General features: G+C 70.4%; 13 protein-coding genes and 1 other RNA gene. 9 read left to right on the forward strand and 5 right to left on the reverse strand.

The annotated features are described in order from the left end of the window. Both TF1_RS13000 and ssrA read left to right on the forward strand, forming a co-directional pair. Window positions 1–1,371, forward strand: a 1,371-nt coding sequence (locus TF1_RS13000; protein ID WP_061783926.1) for a penicillin-binding transpeptidase domain-containing protein, incomplete at its 5' end; no start/stop codon positions are given. 483 nt (window positions 1,372–1,854) lie between these two features. Next, window positions 1,855–2,226, forward strand: a transfer-messenger RNA (tmRNA) gene (ssrA, locus tag TF1_RS13005). Between the two features lie 88 nt (window positions 2,227–2,314). Here the strand turns inward: ssrA and TF1_RS13010 are convergent. Together TF1_RS13010 and nagA are read right to left on the reverse strand one after the other, a co-directional pair. Continuing rightward, complete coding sequence (locus TF1_RS13010; RefSeq protein ID WP_011292897.1) at window positions 2,315–2,641, reverse strand: hypothetical protein; 327 nt, start codon at window positions 2,639–2,641, stop codon at window positions 2,315–2,317. Window positions 2,642–2,928: 287 nt separating this feature from the next. After that, entirely contained in the window at window positions 2,929–4,086 is a 1,158-nt protein-coding gene (nagA, locus tag TF1_RS13015; RefSeq protein WP_011292896.1) for an N-acetylglucosamine-6-phosphate deacetylase, read from the reverse strand. A gap of 382 nt (window positions 4,087–4,468) precedes the next feature. Here nagA and TF1_RS13020 point away from each other — a divergent pair, with 382 nt between their 5' ends. Continuing rightward, on the forward strand, window positions 4,469–4,987 hold the full coding sequence (locus TF1_RS13020) for an NADPH-dependent FMN reductase (protein WP_011292895.1): 519 nt from the start codon (window positions 4,469–4,471) through the stop codon (window positions 4,985–4,987). A gap of 7 nt (window positions 4,988–4,994) precedes the next feature. Here the strand turns inward: TF1_RS13020 and TF1_RS13025 are convergent, their stop codons facing one another. Next, window positions 4,995–5,897 carry a DMT family protein gene (locus tag TF1_RS13025; RefSeq protein ID WP_011292894.1) on the reverse strand — a complete coding sequence of 301 codons (903 nt, stop codon included), beginning with the start codon at window positions 5,895–5,897 and terminating at the stop codon, window positions 4,995–4,997. 235 nt (window positions 5,898–6,132) lie between these two features. Between TF1_RS13025 and TF1_RS13030 the strand changes: the two genes are divergently transcribed. From TF1_RS13030 to TF1_RS13050, 6 genes are all read left to right on the forward strand, one after another. Further along, window positions 6,133–7,653 carry a GDSL-type esterase/lipase family protein gene (locus TF1_RS13030; protein ID WP_061783927.1) on the forward strand — a complete coding sequence of 507 codons (1,521 nt, stop codon included), beginning with the start codon at window positions 6,133–6,135 and terminating at the stop codon, window positions 7,651–7,653. Then, the gene (locus tag TF1_RS13035) at window positions 7,640–9,325 is read left to right on the forward strand and encodes a hypothetical protein (protein ID WP_011292892.1); all 1,686 of its coding nucleotides are present in this window, start codon (window positions 7,640–7,642) and stop codon (window positions 9,323–9,325) included. Before TF1_RS13030 ends, TF1_RS13035 begins: the two co-directional genes overlap by 14 nt. Window positions 9,326–9,484: 159 nt before the next feature. Continuing rightward, window positions 9,485–9,625 (forward strand): hypothetical protein, encoded by a 141-nt coding sequence (locus TF1_RS16310; RefSeq protein ID WP_016189157.1) that lies wholly within the window; start codon window positions 9,485–9,487, stop codon window positions 9,623–9,625. A gap of 235 nt (window positions 9,626–9,860) precedes the next feature. Next, entirely contained in the window at window positions 9,861–11,144 is a 1,284-nt protein-coding gene (locus tag TF1_RS13040) for a glycosyltransferase family 4 protein (RefSeq protein ID WP_016189156.1), read from the forward strand. Continuing rightward, window positions 11,141–15,352 carry an alpha-(1->3)-arabinofuranosyltransferase gene (locus tag TF1_RS13045; RefSeq protein WP_061783928.1) on the forward strand — a complete coding sequence of 1,404 codons (4,212 nt, stop codon included), beginning with the start codon at window positions 11,141–11,143 and terminating at the stop codon, window positions 15,350–15,352. Before TF1_RS13040 ends, TF1_RS13045 begins: the two co-directional genes overlap by 4 nt. After that, complete coding sequence (locus TF1_RS13050) at window positions 15,349–16,338, forward strand: DUF3068 domain-containing protein (protein WP_061783929.1); 990 nt, start codon at window positions 15,349–15,351, stop codon at window positions 16,336–16,338. The genes TF1_RS13045 and TF1_RS13050 overlap by 4 nt, the downstream gene beginning before the upstream one ends. 52 nt (window positions 16,339–16,390) lie before the next feature. On the opposite strand, the gene TF1_RS13055 is transcribed toward TF1_RS13050, so the two are convergent. Continuing rightward, a complete protein-coding gene (locus TF1_RS13055) occupies window positions 16,391–17,131 on the reverse strand; it encodes a class I SAM-dependent methyltransferase (RefSeq protein WP_011292888.1) in 741 nt (246 codons plus the stop codon). Beyond that, window positions 17,128–17,883 carry a class I SAM-dependent methyltransferase gene (locus tag TF1_RS13060; protein ID WP_107491010.1) on the reverse strand — a complete coding sequence of 252 codons (756 nt, stop codon included), beginning with the start codon at window positions 17,881–17,883 and terminating at the stop codon, window positions 17,128–17,130. Before TF1_RS13060 ends, TF1_RS13055 begins: the two co-directional genes overlap by 4 nt. Window positions 17,884–17,957: the final 74 nt, after the last annotated feature.

Below are 17,957 nucleotides of genomic sequence, written 5' to 3' on the forward strand. Positions count from 1 at the left end.
AGCCTGGCGGAGCTGCTCGACGAGGATCCTGAGCCGCTGCTCAACCGGGTCCGATCTGCGCCTCCGGAGGAGTTCCAGCCGCTCGTCCTCAAACGCACCCAGGACGTGTCCAGCTCCCTGCTCGCGAAGGCCACCGCGATTCCCGGCGTGGAGGTCGAGGAGGGGACGATGCCTCTCCTGCCGATCCGGGCCGCGGGCGTGGTCGGCGAGGTCGCGGGAACCGCGGAGCACAAGGTCGCCAACCGTGTTTCGGGCCCGTACCAGGCGGGGGACACGGTGGGGCTCAACGGCTTGCAGAGCAGTTTCCAGCAGCAGCTCGCCGGTACGGCGACGACCCGGGTCGTCACGCTCAGCTCCTCGGGCGAGGAGACGGGGGTGCTGGAGACGTGGACGGGGGAGGAGAGCGGTTCGCTGACCACCACCCTCGACCACGCGGTGCAGGAGGCGGCGGAGACGTCGCTGGCTACGATCAACGGCACCGCCTACCTGGTAGCGGTGGATGCGCGTTCCGGGGAGATCCTCGCCGCGGCGGGACAGCCCGACGAGCCGTCCAACGACGGTGCGCTGACCAGGCAGTACTACCCGGGCGAGACGTTCACGATCGTCTCGGCCGCAGCACTGCTGAGCGGGGGCAAAGCCACTCTGGACACCACGATGGCCTGCGAGCAGCAGGCGGAAGTGGGCAGCCGGACTTTCACGAACCCCAACGGCGGCAGCCTGCTGGGGACCCCGGACCTGCGGACGAACTTCGCCTACAGCTGCACGACAGCGTTTGTGGGGCTGTCGAGCTCGTTGAGCGCCGCGGACCTGGCGGAGAGCGCGGAGCGGTTCGGTATCGGCCAGCCGTGGCAGTTGCCGGTCCCCGCGTTTTCCGGGGAGTTCACCGTGCAGGGAGGCCAGGAGCAGGTTGCCGCTGCCACAGTGGGGGCGGACGGGATCACGGTCAGCCCGCTGGGGATGGCTCTCGTGGCGGCTGCGGTTGCGGGCGGGCAGTGGCACGCGCCGCGGCTGATCGACGGGGTGGAGCCGGAAGTGGACAGCATTCCGGTTGACCCCGCGGTGCTGGAGCCGCTCCGCGAGCTGATGCGCGCCCCCGTGGAGCAGGGCAGTGCCTCCGTGCTCAACATCGACTACGTGAACCCGGTGCACGGCCAGACGGGGATGGTCACCCAGGAAATCGACGGTGAGGAGAAGACCATCCAGTGGTTTGTCGGCTACCGGGGCCACGTCGCTTTCGCGGTGGTGGTGGAGGCCGCTCCCTCGCACACCTACCAGTTCGCGGTGAACTCTGCCCTGTCGTTCCTGCAGCTGCTGCCCGCCAGCTACGTTTCCGCTGCCGAGGCGGACTCCCAGCTCGAGGGGAGTGCGTGACCCGGTTGCGGGCTCCCGCTGGCACGGCGGGCCGTCAGGGGTGACGGCTGCGGTGGCCGCGACCGCACGGCCCCGCCCGGTCTCCCGTGAGCCTGCACTGCGTGCCGTGCTCGGGCAGCGACGGACGGGCGGTGGTTTGAGGGGTTTCTCCCGAATTTTCTCCTGAGGAGGCAACCTGGGACGCCGTCTGAGGCGTCTTCATAGGTGACTGGTCTGCGAATGGGGGGTCGCGGCCAGTCTGGGACAGGACCTCGTCTCGGGGGAGGCCCTGTCCACCGAGGTCGGTGTGACCCTACCGGCCGGCCCTCGCGGGCAGCGTCGACGGATCTCGTCCGCGCCCGCGGGGGTTTCTCCAGTTTTCGAGGCAGTTGCGTGCGTCCCGGGAATGTGGTTGGCACCTGGTGTGTTGAACCAGTAGCCTAAGAAAACGAGGACGCTGCGTGAGTCCTGAGTGCGGGCTCGAAGCCCGTTGACAACTGCACAGGGGGTGATCGGTTTCGACTTCGATGGTTGTTGTAGGGGAAGCGGGCCGAGGAGAGCGGACGCAGCCTCGTTAAAAATGCGACCGCGAAAAAATAAGTGCCAACTCTAAGCGCACTGAGTTCGCTCTCGCTGCTTAATCGAGAGTGACTCTGTCGGCCTGGGAGCGTCTCCGACCCAGTGTCCGGCATCGTTGAGGAGACTTGCCGGTCAGATCAGGCCACAGGATCTGACTGGGACATGCTCTGTGGCTGGGCCTGTCGGCGACTTGTCTGCGTGAGCGCCGGGGCCGAGGAGAACGCTGAGCAGACTGCGCCCGGAGAAGCCCTGCTGCAGCATCGAAGGACGCGGGTTCGATTCCCGCCACCTCCACGCGTCGCTGCTGCGGCGGCCGGTGCAGAAATGCACCGGCCGCCGCAGTTTTTTGTGTGCTGGGGAGCATGGCGTCCGGTGCGTGCGGTCCTCAGTTGGACAGTTCCACGCCGAGCAGGCGCGCGGTCCGCTCCACACTCGGGCGCAGGCTGCGGTCGTCGCAGTCGCCGAGGTACATGCCGAACGAGGTCACGAAGACGTAGCCCTGCCCCCGGCGTTCGCAGGTGATGTCTTCCACGGCGAACTCGGACTGCGGGTTGCTCACCCGAAGGAACGGGCGGCCGTCGTCGATGACGCGCGCCCAGATCCCGTGTGAGGAGACTGCTTCAGCGAGGCGGGCCAGCCGTTTGCGCTGCAGGGATTGGGTGAGTATCGCCGCCGGGGTGACGGGGCGGGTGGGATGTGTGGGGTGAACCATGACGGTGTCCTCCTAGATAGAGGAAACTCCAGTTGACTTTCACGTATTGTGAAGGTCGAACCGTCTTTGGTCACGCAACGTAATGATGACACGCCGTGGGGTGTCTCAACATATCCGTTGCGGGAGCACTGCCGGGGCATAGTCGGCATGGCCGGGACCGGGGCAGACCCCGAGGGCACCTGCCGTAGGCCAGAGCGCGCTGACAGGCGCCCCCGTCCTCGCCCAGGCCGCCCGATCCCGTCCTCCGTACCGGACGCAGAACCGCAGGGGAGCGGAGCGGAACAGGCTCAGCGCTGGCCCCGGCTGGCCGGAACTCCGGTGACGGGGCGGCCCCGGTGGTAGACGGCGTGGAGCGTCCCATCCGGCTCCAGCACGACGAGGTCGGCGTAGCGTCCCGGCAGGAGAGCCCCCACGTCAGCGAGGCGCAGGGCGGCAGCGGGAACCGTGCTGGCTGCGCGTACCGCCGCGGCCAGCGGAATGCCCAGGTCACGCACTGCCCGACGGACAGCATCGGCCAAAGTGATCGTGCTGCCCGCGATCGCCCCCGTGTCCGCCAGGCGGGCTGTGCCGTCTGCGACCCGGACACGGCGCCCGCCCAAGGTGTAGTCCCCGTCGCCCAGCCCGGCCGCTGCCATGGCATCGGTGACGAAAGCGGTGCGGTCGGCTCCGGCCGCAGCCCAGGCCATGCGCACCACCGCGGGATGGAGGTGGACCCCGTCGTTGATGACCTCCACGGTCACCCGGTCGTCGGTGAGCGCCGCGGCCACGGGCCCGGGATCCCGGTGGTGGAGGGGCCGCATCTGGTTGAACAGGTGGGTGGCCACCGTCGCCCCCGCGTCGAACGCGGCGCACACCGTGGCATAGTCGGCGTCGGTGTGCCCGACCGCGGCCACGACGCCTTCGGAAACAGCTGCACGCACCAGTTCGAGCGCGCCGGGCAGCTCGGGGGCGAGTGTGATCATCCGGACGTGGCCGCGGCCTGCGCGGAGGATCCGCTGGAACTCGGCGAGGTCTGGGGAGCGCAGCAGGGCCGGATCGTGCGCCCCGCACCGCTGTGTGGCCAGGTAGGGGCCTTCCAAGTGGATGCCGGCGAGCTCACCCGCCTCGCACAGTTCGGCCAGCGCGGCCACCTGGCGCAGCAGAGCTGCGGGGGAAGCGGTCACCAGTCCCGCGACCAGGCTGGTCGTCCCGTGCCGACGGTGCAGGTCGACGGCGGCCAGGGCGCGCTCGGGGTCGCCGTCGTCAAAGGAAGCGCCCCCGCCGCCGTGGACGTGGATGTCCACCCAGCCGGGGACGAGGAGGCGGCCGCCCAAGTCCACGGATTCTGCTGCGGGATAGGGGGCGATTCCCGCGCCGACCTCGGCAATACGTGGACCGTCGACGCGCAGCCACCCTGCGGTCCACCCCTGCGAGGTGACGATCCGTGCGTTAGTCAATGTGCGCACTGCCCGACCCCCTGTGTCCTTCCTCACCCGCTAACTCTGACAAAACTGTCCATCACGCATTGACGCCATCCTGGAGTCCGTTTCATGATGGTGTACATGTCTGCCGGTGAGCTGCTCGTTCAGCGTCTGCACGTCGATCTGCGACAGCAGGCGAGCGCACTCTGTCGTCGCTAGCGTTTTTCTTTCGGGGTTTCTGTCCCCTGCTGTCCTCGCGGTTTCCTCGCACGCGTTCGAGCCCCCGGTCCAGATCCATTGATCCCAGCGGTCAGGAACGTGCGTGTTCGCCGTGCCTGGGAACCCTCTTCTGCCGCCTTCCCCGTCTCGACGATTCCCTCGCGCTACGTCCCGCGGCTTGAGGCCGTCGTGTCACCTGGAGATCACTATGACTCGCTTCACTGTGCTCGTCGCTGCACTCGAGACCCGTTCCGCCCTTCGTGCCACCGCTGTCCACACCGCTGACGCTATCGCCGCGCACACCGGTGTCCCTGCCTGCATCGACGTCATCGACCTTGCCGCGTTGGGTCCGGCGCTGCTCGCTGAAGAAGCGACGGACGGCGTCGCCGACGCGCTCGCCACGATCGCCGCAACCGACGTACTGATCGTGGCCACCCCCCAAATCCACGGCAGCTATACCGGGCTGCTCAAGGTGTTCCTCGACCGGCTGCCGGAGCTGGGCCTCGCCCACGTCATCGCGCTGCCGCTGGCGGTGGTGGACGACCTGCGCAACGGCTACAACATCGAAAGCGACCTGCGGGTCCTCCTGTCCGACCTGGGCGCGTGGGTGGCCGAACCCGGCCTGGTCCTGGCCACTTCGGAACTCGCCGAACCGCTCAGCGTGGTCGACGCGTGGGCGGAAGTCGCAGCTCCGTCGCTCCGCCAGGCCTTGGCCGTCGCCGTGTAAGACGGGCTCAGCCGGTCGGCTGGGCCGCGGCGCGCAGCCGACCGGCTTCCGCTTCCGCCTCGCCGGAAGCCCGGTGGACCAGTGCCACCACGGTGAGGGTGAGCAGGAAACCCAGGGCGCGCAGCACCAGGGGAAGCGGTTCGGTCGGCAAGGGCTCGGCGAAGATCACGGTGCCGGCCACGACCGTGAAGACGTTGCCCACCACATTCGCCGCCGGGGCGGTGATGGAGGCGCGGGAGCGCTGCATCGAAGTTTGGAAGAGCGCAATACCCACCGCCCACCCCAGCGCGTACAGGTAGGGGAACGGGGAGAGTAGGACCGGCACGAGTGCGGCGAAGAGCCCGTGGTCGGCGAGGAGACCGCCGATTCCCTTGCCGTGCAGTCCCGCCACCCCCTGCGCGAGTCCGGCAGCGCCGCCCATGAGAGCCGCGGACGCCCGGCCGCCGCCGACAAGGGCCACCCCTGCCGCGCAGACCGCGAGAGTGACCCCGCTGACCGTGAGCAGGAGAGGAAGGTGCGGGACGGTTCCTGCCGCGGCATCGCGCGGTCCCAGGGACAGGGCCAGCAGGAGGAGGGCGACCGGCATGATGCCAAGGGCGGCCAGCTCTCCCCGACTGATCCGCTGCTGCTGGGCCAGGGACAGCAGCAGCAGGGTGAGCGAGATCCCCCCGGCAAAGGTCGGCTGGACCACGGAGACCGGGGCAAGTCCCAGGGAGACGATGAGTCCGACGCTGCCCAGTGCCGCCAGCACGCATCCGGCGAGCCACCGGGGGTTGCCGAACAGGACGCGCGCCAGGTGCAGCGGGCGGCGGATGCCGATGGGTTCCGACCGGTGTAGGGCGCGCTGCTCCACGGTCAGGCCGACACCGTAGACCATGGCGGAAACCAAGGCGGCGATCAGACCGGTCACGTGGACGACCTTTCTGGACGGGGGGAGAGCGCCAGCAGGTTACCCGAGGGTAACCCGGGGAGGGGAGACCCCGCTACCCCCGTCCAGCGGCACGGGACACCCGGACGGCGCAGAGTCGCAGCAGGACGCCGCCCCCAGGGACCCCCGTGCCCGGTGCGGTGTCCAACCCCACCACTGGTACGGCAGTTGCGTACGGCATAGCCCGGGGTGAGCACCACATCCTAGGCTGTCCGCTGTGGAGCAGACAGACACCCCGCCCCCCGCGGAAGGGGCCGAGGAGACCGGGAGGCGCCGCCGGTGGCTGTGGGCACGCCCTCCCGTGTCCGGCCTGCTCGCCATCACCATGGCCGCGATGGCCTTCACTATGCTCGTCCTCCAGACCACCCTCGGCGGTTTCCGGGTGGACGGTCCCGCACCCCCCAGACCCGCCCCGCCCACGGAATGGTCCCCGCCCGGGGACCCGGTCCGGATCATGGTGTGCGGCGATTCCCGCGTCCAAGGCAGTACCGGGGACTACACCTGGCGCTACTGGCTGTGGGAGCACCTCACCGAACATGCCGGAGTCGCCGTGGACTTCGTGGGACCGCGCAACGACCTGTTCGACCCGGTCGTCGACCGCCCCGGCGACCACCGCTATGCCGCTGATTTCGACACCGACCACGCGGGCGTGTGGGGAGCCACCGCGGCGGAAGTCGCGGAACGCATCGGCCGGGAAGTCGTCGACGCCGACCCGCACTACCTGCTCCTCCTCGTCGGCGTCAACGACATCGTGCGCGGTGCCAGCACAGCCGAAGTGCTCGACCGGACCCGCGGCATCGTTGCTGCCGCCCGGCTCGCCAAAGGCGACATCCGCATCGTGCTCGGCGAGATCCCCCCGGTGTGGGGTACCGAGAACGACCGGGCGGCCAACACGGTCATCCACAGCTACAACACTGCTCTGCCGACCCTGGCTGAGCAGCTCACCACCGCGAACTCCCCGGTCGTCGTCGCCCGCACGGCCGCCGACTACGCGCCCGCGGACGACAACTGGGACGCCGTCCACCCCAACACGCGCGGCGAACTGAAGATCGCCGCCGCGTTCGCGGACGCGCTGGCCCGCCCCCTCAACCTGGGAGCTCCCTACCCGCGCCCCCTGCCGGAGGTGACGGTGGGGCCCACCGCCGCTCCCGAGGACGTCCGCGCAGAACGGACCGCTGAAGGGGTCCACGTGTACTGGGAGGACGTCGAAGGGGCGACACATTACGAGGTGTTCCAGCGCAGGGTGTCCCCCGATCCGGATGAGCAGACCAGTCTCGGCGTGGTCGCCGCAACCGCGGAGGAGACCGAAACCTACGAGGTCACCGGCCTGTTCGCGGGCGCCGTCTACGAGTTCGCGGTGCGGGCGCTCAAAGGCGACGATCCGGGGCCGCTCTCTGCGTCCGTGCAACTGGAACTGGACGACGACCCGCCGCCCGCCCCCGAAGGGCTCCGCATCGTTGCCGGGGTGCTCACCTGGGAGGCTGCTCCCGGCGCCACGCACTACGCGGTGTGGCGCCGCCAGCTGAAATGCTCCGGTGCAGCGGGCGACCAGTGTGCACCCGCCGACTCCGCGGAAGTGAGCGCTGACACGGGTTGGGAGACCGTAGCCGTCGTGCACGACGCTACGCAGGTGGAGCTCGGCCCGGGCCACGAAGGCCACGAGTTCGCGGTCCGCGCTCACCGGGACTACCTCGCCGGCGGCTTCTCGGAACGGATCGTCTACCGTGCCAGCGACTGACCCTGCCCGGCCGTCCCCCCGCCAGCGGCGCGCAGCATTCTCCTGCTTCCTGCACCGGTGGGGGCCGGCAGGGATCGGACTGGCCGCCGGAGCAGCGGTACTGGGACCCGCCCTGGGACCGGGCTACGTGCTCCGCTACGACATGGTGTTCGTCCCCAACGCCCCGCTCTCCCCTGCGGCCCTGGGCTGGGGGGACGGTTTCCCCCGGGCAGTGCCCAGCGACGCCGTCGCAGCCCTCCTGGGCATGGTGCTTCCCGGCGATGTGGTGCAGACACTGCTGCTGCTCACCGTGTTCGTCCTCGGCGCCGCCGGTGCGGCCCGGCTCGTGCCGGGGCCCGGGCTGGCGGCGCGCAGTGCGGCAGCTCTCGCCTACGTGTGGAACCCGTTCCTCGCCGAGCGGCTGCTGCTGGGGCAGTGGGCGCTGCTGCTGGGCTATGCCGGACTTCCGTGGGTGGTGGCCGCGGCAGCCCGGTACCGCGGACCCCGCGACCTGCCCCGCGTGGGGGCCGCGCTGGTGCCGGCCGCCATCGGCGGGTTCTCGTCTGCGGTACTGTCCGCGCTGGTGGCCCTGCCCATCGCCCTACTGCGGCCGTGGCGGCGGGCAATCGCCGCCAGTGCCGCGGTGCTCGGCTGCCTGGCGGTGGCGGCACTGCCGTGGCTGGTGCCTGCCCTGGCCAGCGCCGCAACGACGGATCCCGCAGCGGTGGACGTGTTCGCGGTCCGCGCCGATACTCCGCTCGGCACGGTGGCCTCCCTGCTCAGCTTGGGCGGGATCTGGAATGCCCGGGCCGTGCCCCCCGGTTTCGCCGAGCCGGTGGGCGCGGTGGGGCGGCTGGTGCTGTCCCTGGTGGCGCTAACCGGGTGGGGATGGCTGCTGCGGCGCGGCCCCCAGCCAGGGTTCCAGGCTGGATTGACCGCGGCCGCAGCGGCGGGCCTGCTGGTCGCCCTGGCAGGCACCGTGGAAGCGGGGAGAGGGGTGCTGCGCGCACTCATCGACCTGTGGCCGGGGTTCGGTCCGCTGCGCGACGGGCACCTCTACCTGGCACCGCTCGCTCTGCTGCAGGCCGTGGGACTGGCTGGCGCCGTGCAGTGGTGGGGGCAGTCCGGTGGGCGGGGGACAGCGCGAGGTTCCCGGGCAGCGACGCGTCTCCTCGCGGGGTGCGCGCTGCTTGCCCCGGTGGTGCTGCTTCCCGGACTGGCGTGGGGCGCGTGGGGGACGCTGCGTCCGGTCGACTACCCCCACGAGTGGGTGACGGTGCAGCGGCTGGTCAACGAGGACCCCCACGAGGGGGCGCTGCTGTCTTTGCCGTGGAGCGCCTACCGGGGTTTTCCCACGGGAAAGGATGCAGCGACAGTGGTGCTGGACCCGGCGATCAAGATGGTCGACCGTCCCGTGGTGTGGAACGACGCGCTGCGGGTGCGGGACGGGGAACAGCTCCGCGTGGTCGCCGGGGAGGACCCGCGTGCCCAGCGGATCGCTCCGCTGATGGGGGACGACGGACTCCCGCGGGACACGCCGGACCTAGCACAGCGGCTGGCCGCGGAAGGGGTGCGCTACGTGCTCGTCGACCGGACCAATGTGCCCGAGGGGAGCAGCCTCGGTTTCGCGCACACCGGTTTCACGGCGGTCCACGACGGTCCGCTGCTCCTCCTCCTGAAAGTTACCGATTAGTACATCACTACAGCGTATGAGGCATGTGAGGCGGCAGATAGGGCCGGAGCAGCGATAACGGTGCGGGTACAGCTCTAGTCAAGTGCCGAATTCGATTCTACTCTTGCTCCATACCCGCACATCCTCAACGACGTGACGCGTCGAGGAAGGAGAAGCGCAGTGGTCAGAATCCTGGTCGCGTGTGCCGTCGGCGCGGCCCTCGCAGTGGTCGCGACCCTGACCGTGACCACGGTTGCGACAACCTCAGCGACTTCCGTCGAACCGGTGAACGAGACGCTCTACAACTACGGCGACAGGTAGGCGCGGCGTGCTCCGGTGAATGCCGTCGCCGCGGCGCCCGGAGCGCTTCGCCGACCACGTTCCAGTCCTCGCACTCCCGACGCAGCGCACACGCACACCCCCTCAGACCGTCGGCACGGTCGGCACCGCCCCTCGGCAACCCCCAAGTCAATTACTCTTCGAATTCAAATAAATGCTTTCCGTGTCGACTGTCTGGGTTTCCCCTGGTCACCGCTCGCGGAAAGTAGAAGAGCACGTGGTCTCCCAACACACCCCCTCCACCGGTCTCCACCCCACCCACCACCCTCACCGGGCCGCACCCGCGGCAACAGCCAACGATCGGACCTCCTCGGTACCGGACGAGAGCCTGGACGCGGCACCCCGCCTCGACGGCGTCCGCATCGCCATGATCAACTGGCGCGACCCGTGGCAGAGCGTCGCCGGAGGCGCAGAGACCTACGCCTGGCAGATCAGCCGCTACCTCGTCCGCTGCGGGGCCGAAGTAGTATTCGTGACCAGCCGGGAACGCGGTCAAGCCCGCGCCGAGACCCGCGACGGCATCGCCATCCGGCGGATGGGCGGCCCCTGGACCGTCTACCTCCGGGTGATGCTGTGGCTCTTGGTGCGGCGACGCCGGTTCCACGCGGCCTTCGACTGCATGAACGGCATCCCCTTCTTCTCCCGAATCGTCCTGCCCCGCCGCACCCGCGTCATCAGCATCGTGCACCACGTCCACGACCTGCAGTTCAACGCCTACTTCAGCCCGCCGCTCGCCCGGCTAGGCCGGTTCATCGAAAGCTGGGTCGCCAGCCGCGTCTACGCTTCCTGCCCCACCGTGACCGTTTCCGAGTCCTCCCGCCGCGCCATGCGCGACAAACTCGGGTGGCGCGCCCCCATCACCATCGTGCACAACGGCGGCCCCGCCCGCGCGCAGCTCCCGCCCACCCCGCCCCGCACCGACCTCGGCTCCCCCGCGATCGTCTTCCTCGGCCGCCTCGTCGTCCAGAAACGCGTCACCCGCGTCGTCGACGCGGTCGCCGAACTCCGGTCCCGCTACCCCGGCCTGCGCGCCCACATCGTGGGACGCGGCCCCGAAAGCGTGCCGCTGCGGGAACGCATCGACCACCACGGCCTCCACGACGTCGTCCACTTGCACGGCTTCCTGCCCGAAGCGGAAAAGAACGCGGTCCTCGCCGGAGCCACCCTGCACGTCACCCCCTCAGAATTCGAAGGCTGGGGGCTCACCGTGATCGAAGCCGCCGCGCACGGCGTGCCCACGGTCGCCTACGACGTGGACGGGCTCCGCGACTCGGTGCGGCACGGAGAAACCGGCTGGCTGGTCCGCGACGGGGAAACCCTTACCGACGTGGTCGAACGCGCCCTCCGCGAACTCGCCGACCCGGTGCGCGCCGCCGAGATCCGCCAAGCCTGCCGAGACTGGGCCGCGCAATTCACCTGGGAACGCAGCGGCTGCGCCATGGCCCACCTGCTCGCCGCAGAACTCCACCGCACCCCGGAAAGGCGAGGTCTGCTCCGTTGACCCCGTCCGCCGCTGACCGTGACGAGACCATAGTCCGCAGGCTCACCCTGCTCGCCGGGTGCCTGCTCCTCAGCGCCCTCGCGTTCAGTCTCGACCCCACACGGATCGTCGGCGACACCAAACTCGACCTCACCATCAACCCGCTGGGCTTCCTGTACCGGGCCCTGTACCTGTGGGACCCGGCGTACTTCGGGCAGCTCCAGAACCAGGCCTACGGCTACCTGTTCCCCAACGGCCCCTTCCACGCCGTGCTCATCAGCGCCGGCATGCCCGAATGGGTGGTCCAGCGGCTGTGGATGGCAGCCCTGCTGTGCGCGGCGTTCACCGGCACCGTCGCCGTAGCCCGCGCCCTGCGCATCGGCTCGCTGCCGACCCAGGTCCTCGCGGGGGTCGCGTTCGCGCTGTCCCCCCGCGTCCTCACCCTGCTGTCGTACAACTCCGCGGAACTCCAGCCGACCCTGCTGCTGCCGTGGGTGCTGCTGCCCCTCATCCACGGGACCCGGCCCGGCGCAGACCCGCGGCGCGCGGCCCTGCTGTCCGCCGCAGCATTCCTGCTGTGCGGCGGCACCAACGCCGCCTCCGAACTGGCCGTCCTGACCGTCCCCCTGCTCTACCTGGCTACCCGCGCCCGCCAGCGGCGCACGTGGACCCTGCTCGGCTGGTGGCTGGCCGCTATCGGCCTCGCCTCCTTCTGGTGGCTGGTCCCGCTGCTGATCATGGGCGGCTACGTGTTCTCGTTCATGCCCTTCACCGAGAACGCCGCCACCACCACCAGCGTCACCTCGCTCCTCAACACGGTGCGCGGGGCCTCCCACTGGCTGGGGTACATCTTCGGTCCCTCCGCGCTCCCCGCCGGCAGCGAAATAGCCACCAAGCCCTGGCTCGTGCTCACCACCACCCTGGTCGCCGGGCTGGGCCTGGCCGGAGCAGTGCACCGGAACAACCCGGAACGGCTGTTCCTCGGCGCGAGCGCGCTCGCCGGGATCACCCTTATCACCGCCGGGTACACCGGAGACTTGGGCGGCCTGTTCGGCCCCACCGTGCAGCACCTGCTCGACGGGGTACTCAGCCCGTTCCGCAACATCCACAAGTTCGACGTCCTGATCCGCCTTCCTGTCGTCCTCGGCCTCGCGCACCTCCCCGTCGCCGTCGCCCACCGCCTCCCCGCCCGCGGCCCGCTCCAGCGTCCCGAAGCCCCGCAGCGCCTGGCCGCGGGCGCGTGCGCGCTGACCGTCCTCGCCACGCTGACCCCGTTCGCCACCGTCGGCGGAGCCACCCGCGGCTCCTTCACCGAAATCCCCGGCTACTGGTACGAGGCGACCGCGTGGCTCGACGCGCACAGCGGCGGCCGGATGACCATGGCGGTCCCCGGTTCGGCGCGCGGCGAATACCTCTGGGGCCGCCCCATGGACGAGCCCATGCAGCCGCTCATGGACACCCCGTGGACCAACCAGCAGATCATCCCCTGGGGCTCAGCGGGGGTGTCCCGGCTCACCCACGCCGTCGACCAGCGGCTCTCCACCGGGCAAGGGTCTGCGGGCCTCGCCCAGGTCCTCGCCCGCATGGGAGTGCGCTACCTGCTCGTCCGCAACGACCTGCAGCGCGAAGGGAACAACGGCGGCTGGCCCGCCCGAGTCCACCAGGCGCTCGCCGACTCGCCAGGCATCGAACACGTGCGCTCCTTTGGCCCTGTCATCGGCAGCCTCGACGCGCTGCCCGCCGCGCACTGGTACGACCAGCCCTACCGGGCGCTCGACATCTACGAAGTCACCGACACCGCCCCGCTGGCCAGCACGGTCCCCGCCGATACGGCGCTGCGCGTCATCGGCGGGCCCGAAACCCTGCTGGCCATGGCGGACACCGGGCTGCTCACTGACGACCGCCCCGTGATCGTCGGCGACGACCCGGGAGCCGAGCAGATCGCCGCCGCCGACACCGTCGTCTCCGACACCCTGCGCCGTGTCGAAGTCGTCTACCCCGATGTGCGGCGCAACACCTCAGCCGCCCTCACCGCCACCGAAGAATTCGACCGCGACATGCCCGCTCCCGACGTCGTCGACCCCGCCTGGGAGCCCTACACCGCCGTCATCCGCTACGAAGGGATCGCCGCGGTCACCGCCTCCTCCGCCGAATCCCGCGCCTCTGCTTTCCCCAGCCGGCGTGACCCGGGCCGGACCCCGTACGCGGCACTCGACCAGTCCTCCGCCACCTCGTGGCGGTCCAGCAGTATCGAAGGTGCGGTCGGGGAATGGCTGGAAGTGACGTTCACCGAACCCCGCGACGTGACCGGCACCACCATCACCTTCGAACGGCTCCCGGACACCCCGCCCCCCGCCACGGTCACCGTCACCACCGACCACGGCAGCGCCCAAACCGACATCGACCCTTTCCACCTCACCCAGGAACTCGTAGTCCCCGAAGGGAAGACCAGCAGGATGCGGATCCGCGTCGACGAGCTCGCCTGGGAGCCTGGATACCGGGCCGGCACCCGGGTCGGCATTGTCTCGCTCGCCATCCCCGGGCTCCGCGCCGACCGCATTCTCACCGTGCCCGGCGTCGTCGACGCCGACACCCTGCTGTTCACGGGGGCAGCGGGCGCCGCCCCCGGCTGCTTCCACGGGTCACGGGTGTGGACTTGCCATCCCAGCCTGGAAATCCAGGGCGAGGACGCCTACCGCCTCGACCGGAGTGTCACGCTTTCCGCTGAGGCCGCGGCCAAAGACCACGTCATCACCGGGCAGGTCACCGTGGTCGACCTGGAACGGATTGAGAAGAACGCCAACCGCGCGGGCGGCTACCCGAAAGTCACCGCGTCGTCCACCTCGGTTGACCACCCTGCCGCGCTGGGCCGGAACGCGTTCGACGGCGACGACGCCACTGTCTGGTACCCCTCCCCGGACGACAACCGCCCCTCCCTGCACATCGACTTCGGCACGACTGTGACCCTCTCCGAGCTGACCGTGGAGTTCCCCCGCGGCGACACCGTCACCCGGCCCATCGGCGTGGTACTGGACACCGGCACCACCGTCCGTGAAGGACTCCTCGACGCCTACGGGCACTTCACGTTCGCGAAACTGCGTGCCAAAGAGCTGCGGATCGTCTTCGACCCGCCCGCAGACCAGCCACTGGAGATCGCGGAAATCGTCCTCCCCGGCGTCGCCCCGTCCCGCTCGGTCCCCGACGACACGGACGCCACCACCGGATGCGGTCAAGGACCGACCGTGACCGTCAACGGTACGCCGGTGGAGACCCGGATCAGCCGCGGAACCGTGCGCGACCAGCTGGCCGGACGGCCCGTCGAGTTCACGAGCTGCACCACCGTGCCCCTCACCGCAGGAGCCAACCGGATCACCCTGCCGCCCACTGAGCGGTACCGCGTGGACTCGGTCATCGTCCGCGATGCGGAACAGGCCGCCCAAGAAGACGCTGCCCCGGTCCGCGCCGCGGCCGTAGACGTCGAAGCGTGGGGCCGCAGCGAACGCCGGGTCACCGTGGACACCGACGTCGACTCCTACCTCGTCGTCACCGAGAACTTCAACGACGGGTGGACGGCACGGCTCGCCGATACCGGAACTGAGCTCACCCCGGTGCGCGTCGACGGGTGGAAGCAGGCGTGGCTGCTGCCCGCAGGAACCTCCGGGGAGATCGTCCTCTCCTATGCCCCAGACACCCTCTACCACGCGGCTCTCGCCGTCGGCGCTGTCCTGGTCGCGGTACTCCTCGTCATGCTGCTGCTCCTGCCCCGCACGGCAGCAGCCCAGCGCTGGGCAGCCCTCCCCGCAGCAGGGACGACCCGCCTCCCCCTGCCCGTCGTGGGCGTCATCGCTGTCCTTGCCGGGATCGTGAGTTCCGGGTGGGCGGGCTGCGCCGTCGCCCTGGCCGGACTCTTCACCGCCTCCGCCCTGGAGCGGCGCGGACAGCGGGTCTCCCCCAGCTGGGTGGTCGCCGGTTCACTTGCCGCAGCCGGGCTCTGCGCCGCGAGCGGCAGCGCGCTCGCCGCCCACCTGCCACTGCACGAGGCCACGGCCGTGCTCGCGGAACCGCTCCGCGGCTGGGTCGCGCAACTGCTGTGCCTGCCCGCACTGGTGAGCATCGTCCTCGCCCTGCCGTCCACCCCGCGCCGCCGCCCCTCTCCCGCGGCAGCCCAGCATGCCCCCTCCCGCGCCGCGGCCCGCCCACAGCCCGACAACGCGGAGGAAGCACCGTGACCCGAGCAGAGGACACGGCGGAACCGCAGCCGGTCGACCAGACCGGGGAGGAGCGGCAGCCCACCGTACGGCGGAGGCCGCCGCGCGGCGCGGGACTGCTGACGACGATGCTGGGCGCGTTCTGTCTCACCGCTGCCCTGCTCCTCCCGCTGGTCGTCGCCCCCCGGCTCGCCCTGCTGCCCGCCGAATTCCACTACACGTGGACCCTTCTCGACCCCCACGCCACCTACTTGGACACTGCGCACTGGCAGACCCGGGAGAACGTGGAGGTCAAACAGACCGTCAGCACGCGGGGCACCCCGGTGCCGGGCGCACCGGGCCTGGTCGCGGTGGCGACAACCATCGACACCCATGGCCCGCTAGGAGCGATCGGCTTCCTCGAATACCAGCGCGTCGTTGACCGGGCCAGCGGACGGATCGTGGACTGCTGCGGCACCAGCGGTGCGGGCAGCGGGGCGCGGACCGGGCTCTGGCCGCCCGGCACGGCCGAGGCAGCGTTCGCCTTCCACGACCCGGAGACGCACGCGGCACCCGTGATGCGCCTCGACGGGATCGAGGACCGGGACGGGCTCACTGTCCACCGCTACCGGCAGGAGATCCCGCCAACCCGGGTCCCCGGATCGGTCCGCGACGTGCCCGCCGCAGCACTCGGCCTGGACCGCAAAGGCACGGTGCGCGCCGAACGCTGGGTAGAGGCCGTCCGCGTCTACTGGGTGGAGCCGTCCAGCGGCCAAGTCGTCGACCTGGCCGAACAGCGGCGTGAAACACTCCGCGCCCTCGACAGCGACCACGAGCGGCTGCTGCTCGACGCGGACCTCGAAGCGGTCCCCAGCCAGGTCGGCCGGGCCCGCCACCTCGCCGACACCCAGGTGCGTCTGCTGCGGGCCGTGCAGGAATGGGGGCCGCTCGTCCTCGGCGTCTGCGGCGCGGTGCTCGTCGCATCCGGGATGCTGCTGGCCCGGCGCGCAGCCCGGGCTACCTCCTGACGCAGCACTCCCACGGCACGTCGGCAGCCGACACGCTCCTGATGCGGGCCTACTAGCGGCGACGCAGCACCAGCAGCAGGTTCCAGGTGAGGAACTCGCGGAGCACCGGGATCCGCACCACCGGATACGCCCACCACGGCAGGTAGCGGGGCAGGATCGCCACCACCGAGGCGTGCGGGGTCCGCCGCGCCCAGCGGATCATCTCCGCGGCCGAGACCGCAAACAAGGTGGAGCCGAAGTCGTTCTTCGGGCGGCGACCGTGACGGCGGGTGAACCGGCGGGCCGCGTAGTGGCCGCCGAAGTAGTGCCACGGCGACGTCTCATGCCCGCCCCACGGGGAGAGCCACAGCGTGTACGACAGGTAGATGATCCCGCCCGGCCGGGTGACCCGCACCATCTCATCAGCCATGCGGATCGGGTCGGGGACATGCTCCAGCACGTTGGAGGAGAAGCACACGTCCACCGAACCGGTGCGCAACGGCAAGTCGAGGGCACTGCCCAGGACCGCGTTCTTCGGCAGGACCCCGTCCCGCAGCCGCATCTCACCCGCGTCAGCGTCCACACACAGGCAGCGCGCCCCCGCCTCGCGGAGCGCGTCCGCGAAATAGCCGGGACCGCCGCCCACATCGGCGACGATCGCACCGTCCAACTCGGTGTACTGCTGCAACTGCGCCACCGTGTCCCGGGCCAGAGTGCCGTAGAAGAAGTCCGGGTCGGTCTGCTCTTTGCGGAACGCCGCGAACAGCCGCACCGACCGGCCCACCGTGGCGCGGAAGGGGACGGGAGAGGTCACAGGGCGGCCCCCGGATCCTTGCGGGCGTAGTAGCGCATGTGGACCCAGTGGGTGCCGTGGTCGTCGCCCGCGTACTCTTCGGCGGAGACCACCCGGACGCCGTGGGAGGCGAGCAGCTCCCGCATCTGCTCCGGCGGCATCGTGTGCATGCGCATCGGCGCGGGATATCCGAGCAGGACGCGCTGGATGAACCGGATCACGCGGTGCGGTGCATACCGGAACACCAGCCCTTTCACGGTGCGGCGCTCGGTGGCGGGCATCCCCGCCACTAAGGCCCCGCCAGGCCGCAGCACCCGGGCGAACTCCGCGAGGTACCCGCGGGCCAGGGGCGGCGGCAGGTGCTGCAGCACCAGGTCGGTGTAGACCAGGTCGAAGGAGGCGTCAGGGAAGATCTTCAGGTCGGGGGCGTCGTTGAGGAGGAAGTCGATCCGGCCGCCGCTGCGGTCCAGTCGGCGGGCCTCCGCCAGCATGGGCGCGGAGATGTCCACCCCCACTACCCGGTCGAAGTAGGCGGCCAGGGCGTTGGACAAGCGTCCCGCCCCGCAGCCGAAATCCAGTGCCCGCTCCCGGCCGTGCGCGATCCCGAGCTCGGCCAGCCGCGCCATCGCGGCGTCGATCTCGGCCCGGCCCGAGGCGAGGAACTCGTCATCGTCCCATCCGCCGTGCCGTTTGGCGGGGTCGACGCAGACCGCCCACAGGGGAGCGGCGGCCCCCAGCGTCGTCCAGTCCTTCCGGATCTCGTCGAGACTCACGAACACTCCTGACAGCCGCCACGGTGCGGCGGACGGCAACAGTTCACGTTTTTTCCGCGTTCCGGGTACGACCA

This window comes from Thermobifida fusca NBRC 14071 = JCM 3263, from assembly GCF_001592045.1.
Lineage (GTDB): Bacteria > Actinomycetota > Actinomycetes > Streptosporangiales > Streptosporangiaceae > Thermobifida > Thermobifida fusca.

Excerpts from the sequence above, each read along its gene's own strand:
- TF1_RS13020 (WP_011292895.1), top strand. The coding sequence starts at position 4,469 with ATGACTCGCTTCACTGTGCTCGTCGCTGCACTCGAGACCCGTTCCGCC.
- TF1_RS13010 (WP_011292897.1), bottom strand. The coding sequence starts at position 2,641 with ATGGTTCACCCCACACATCCCACCCGCCCCGTCACCCCGGCGGCGATA.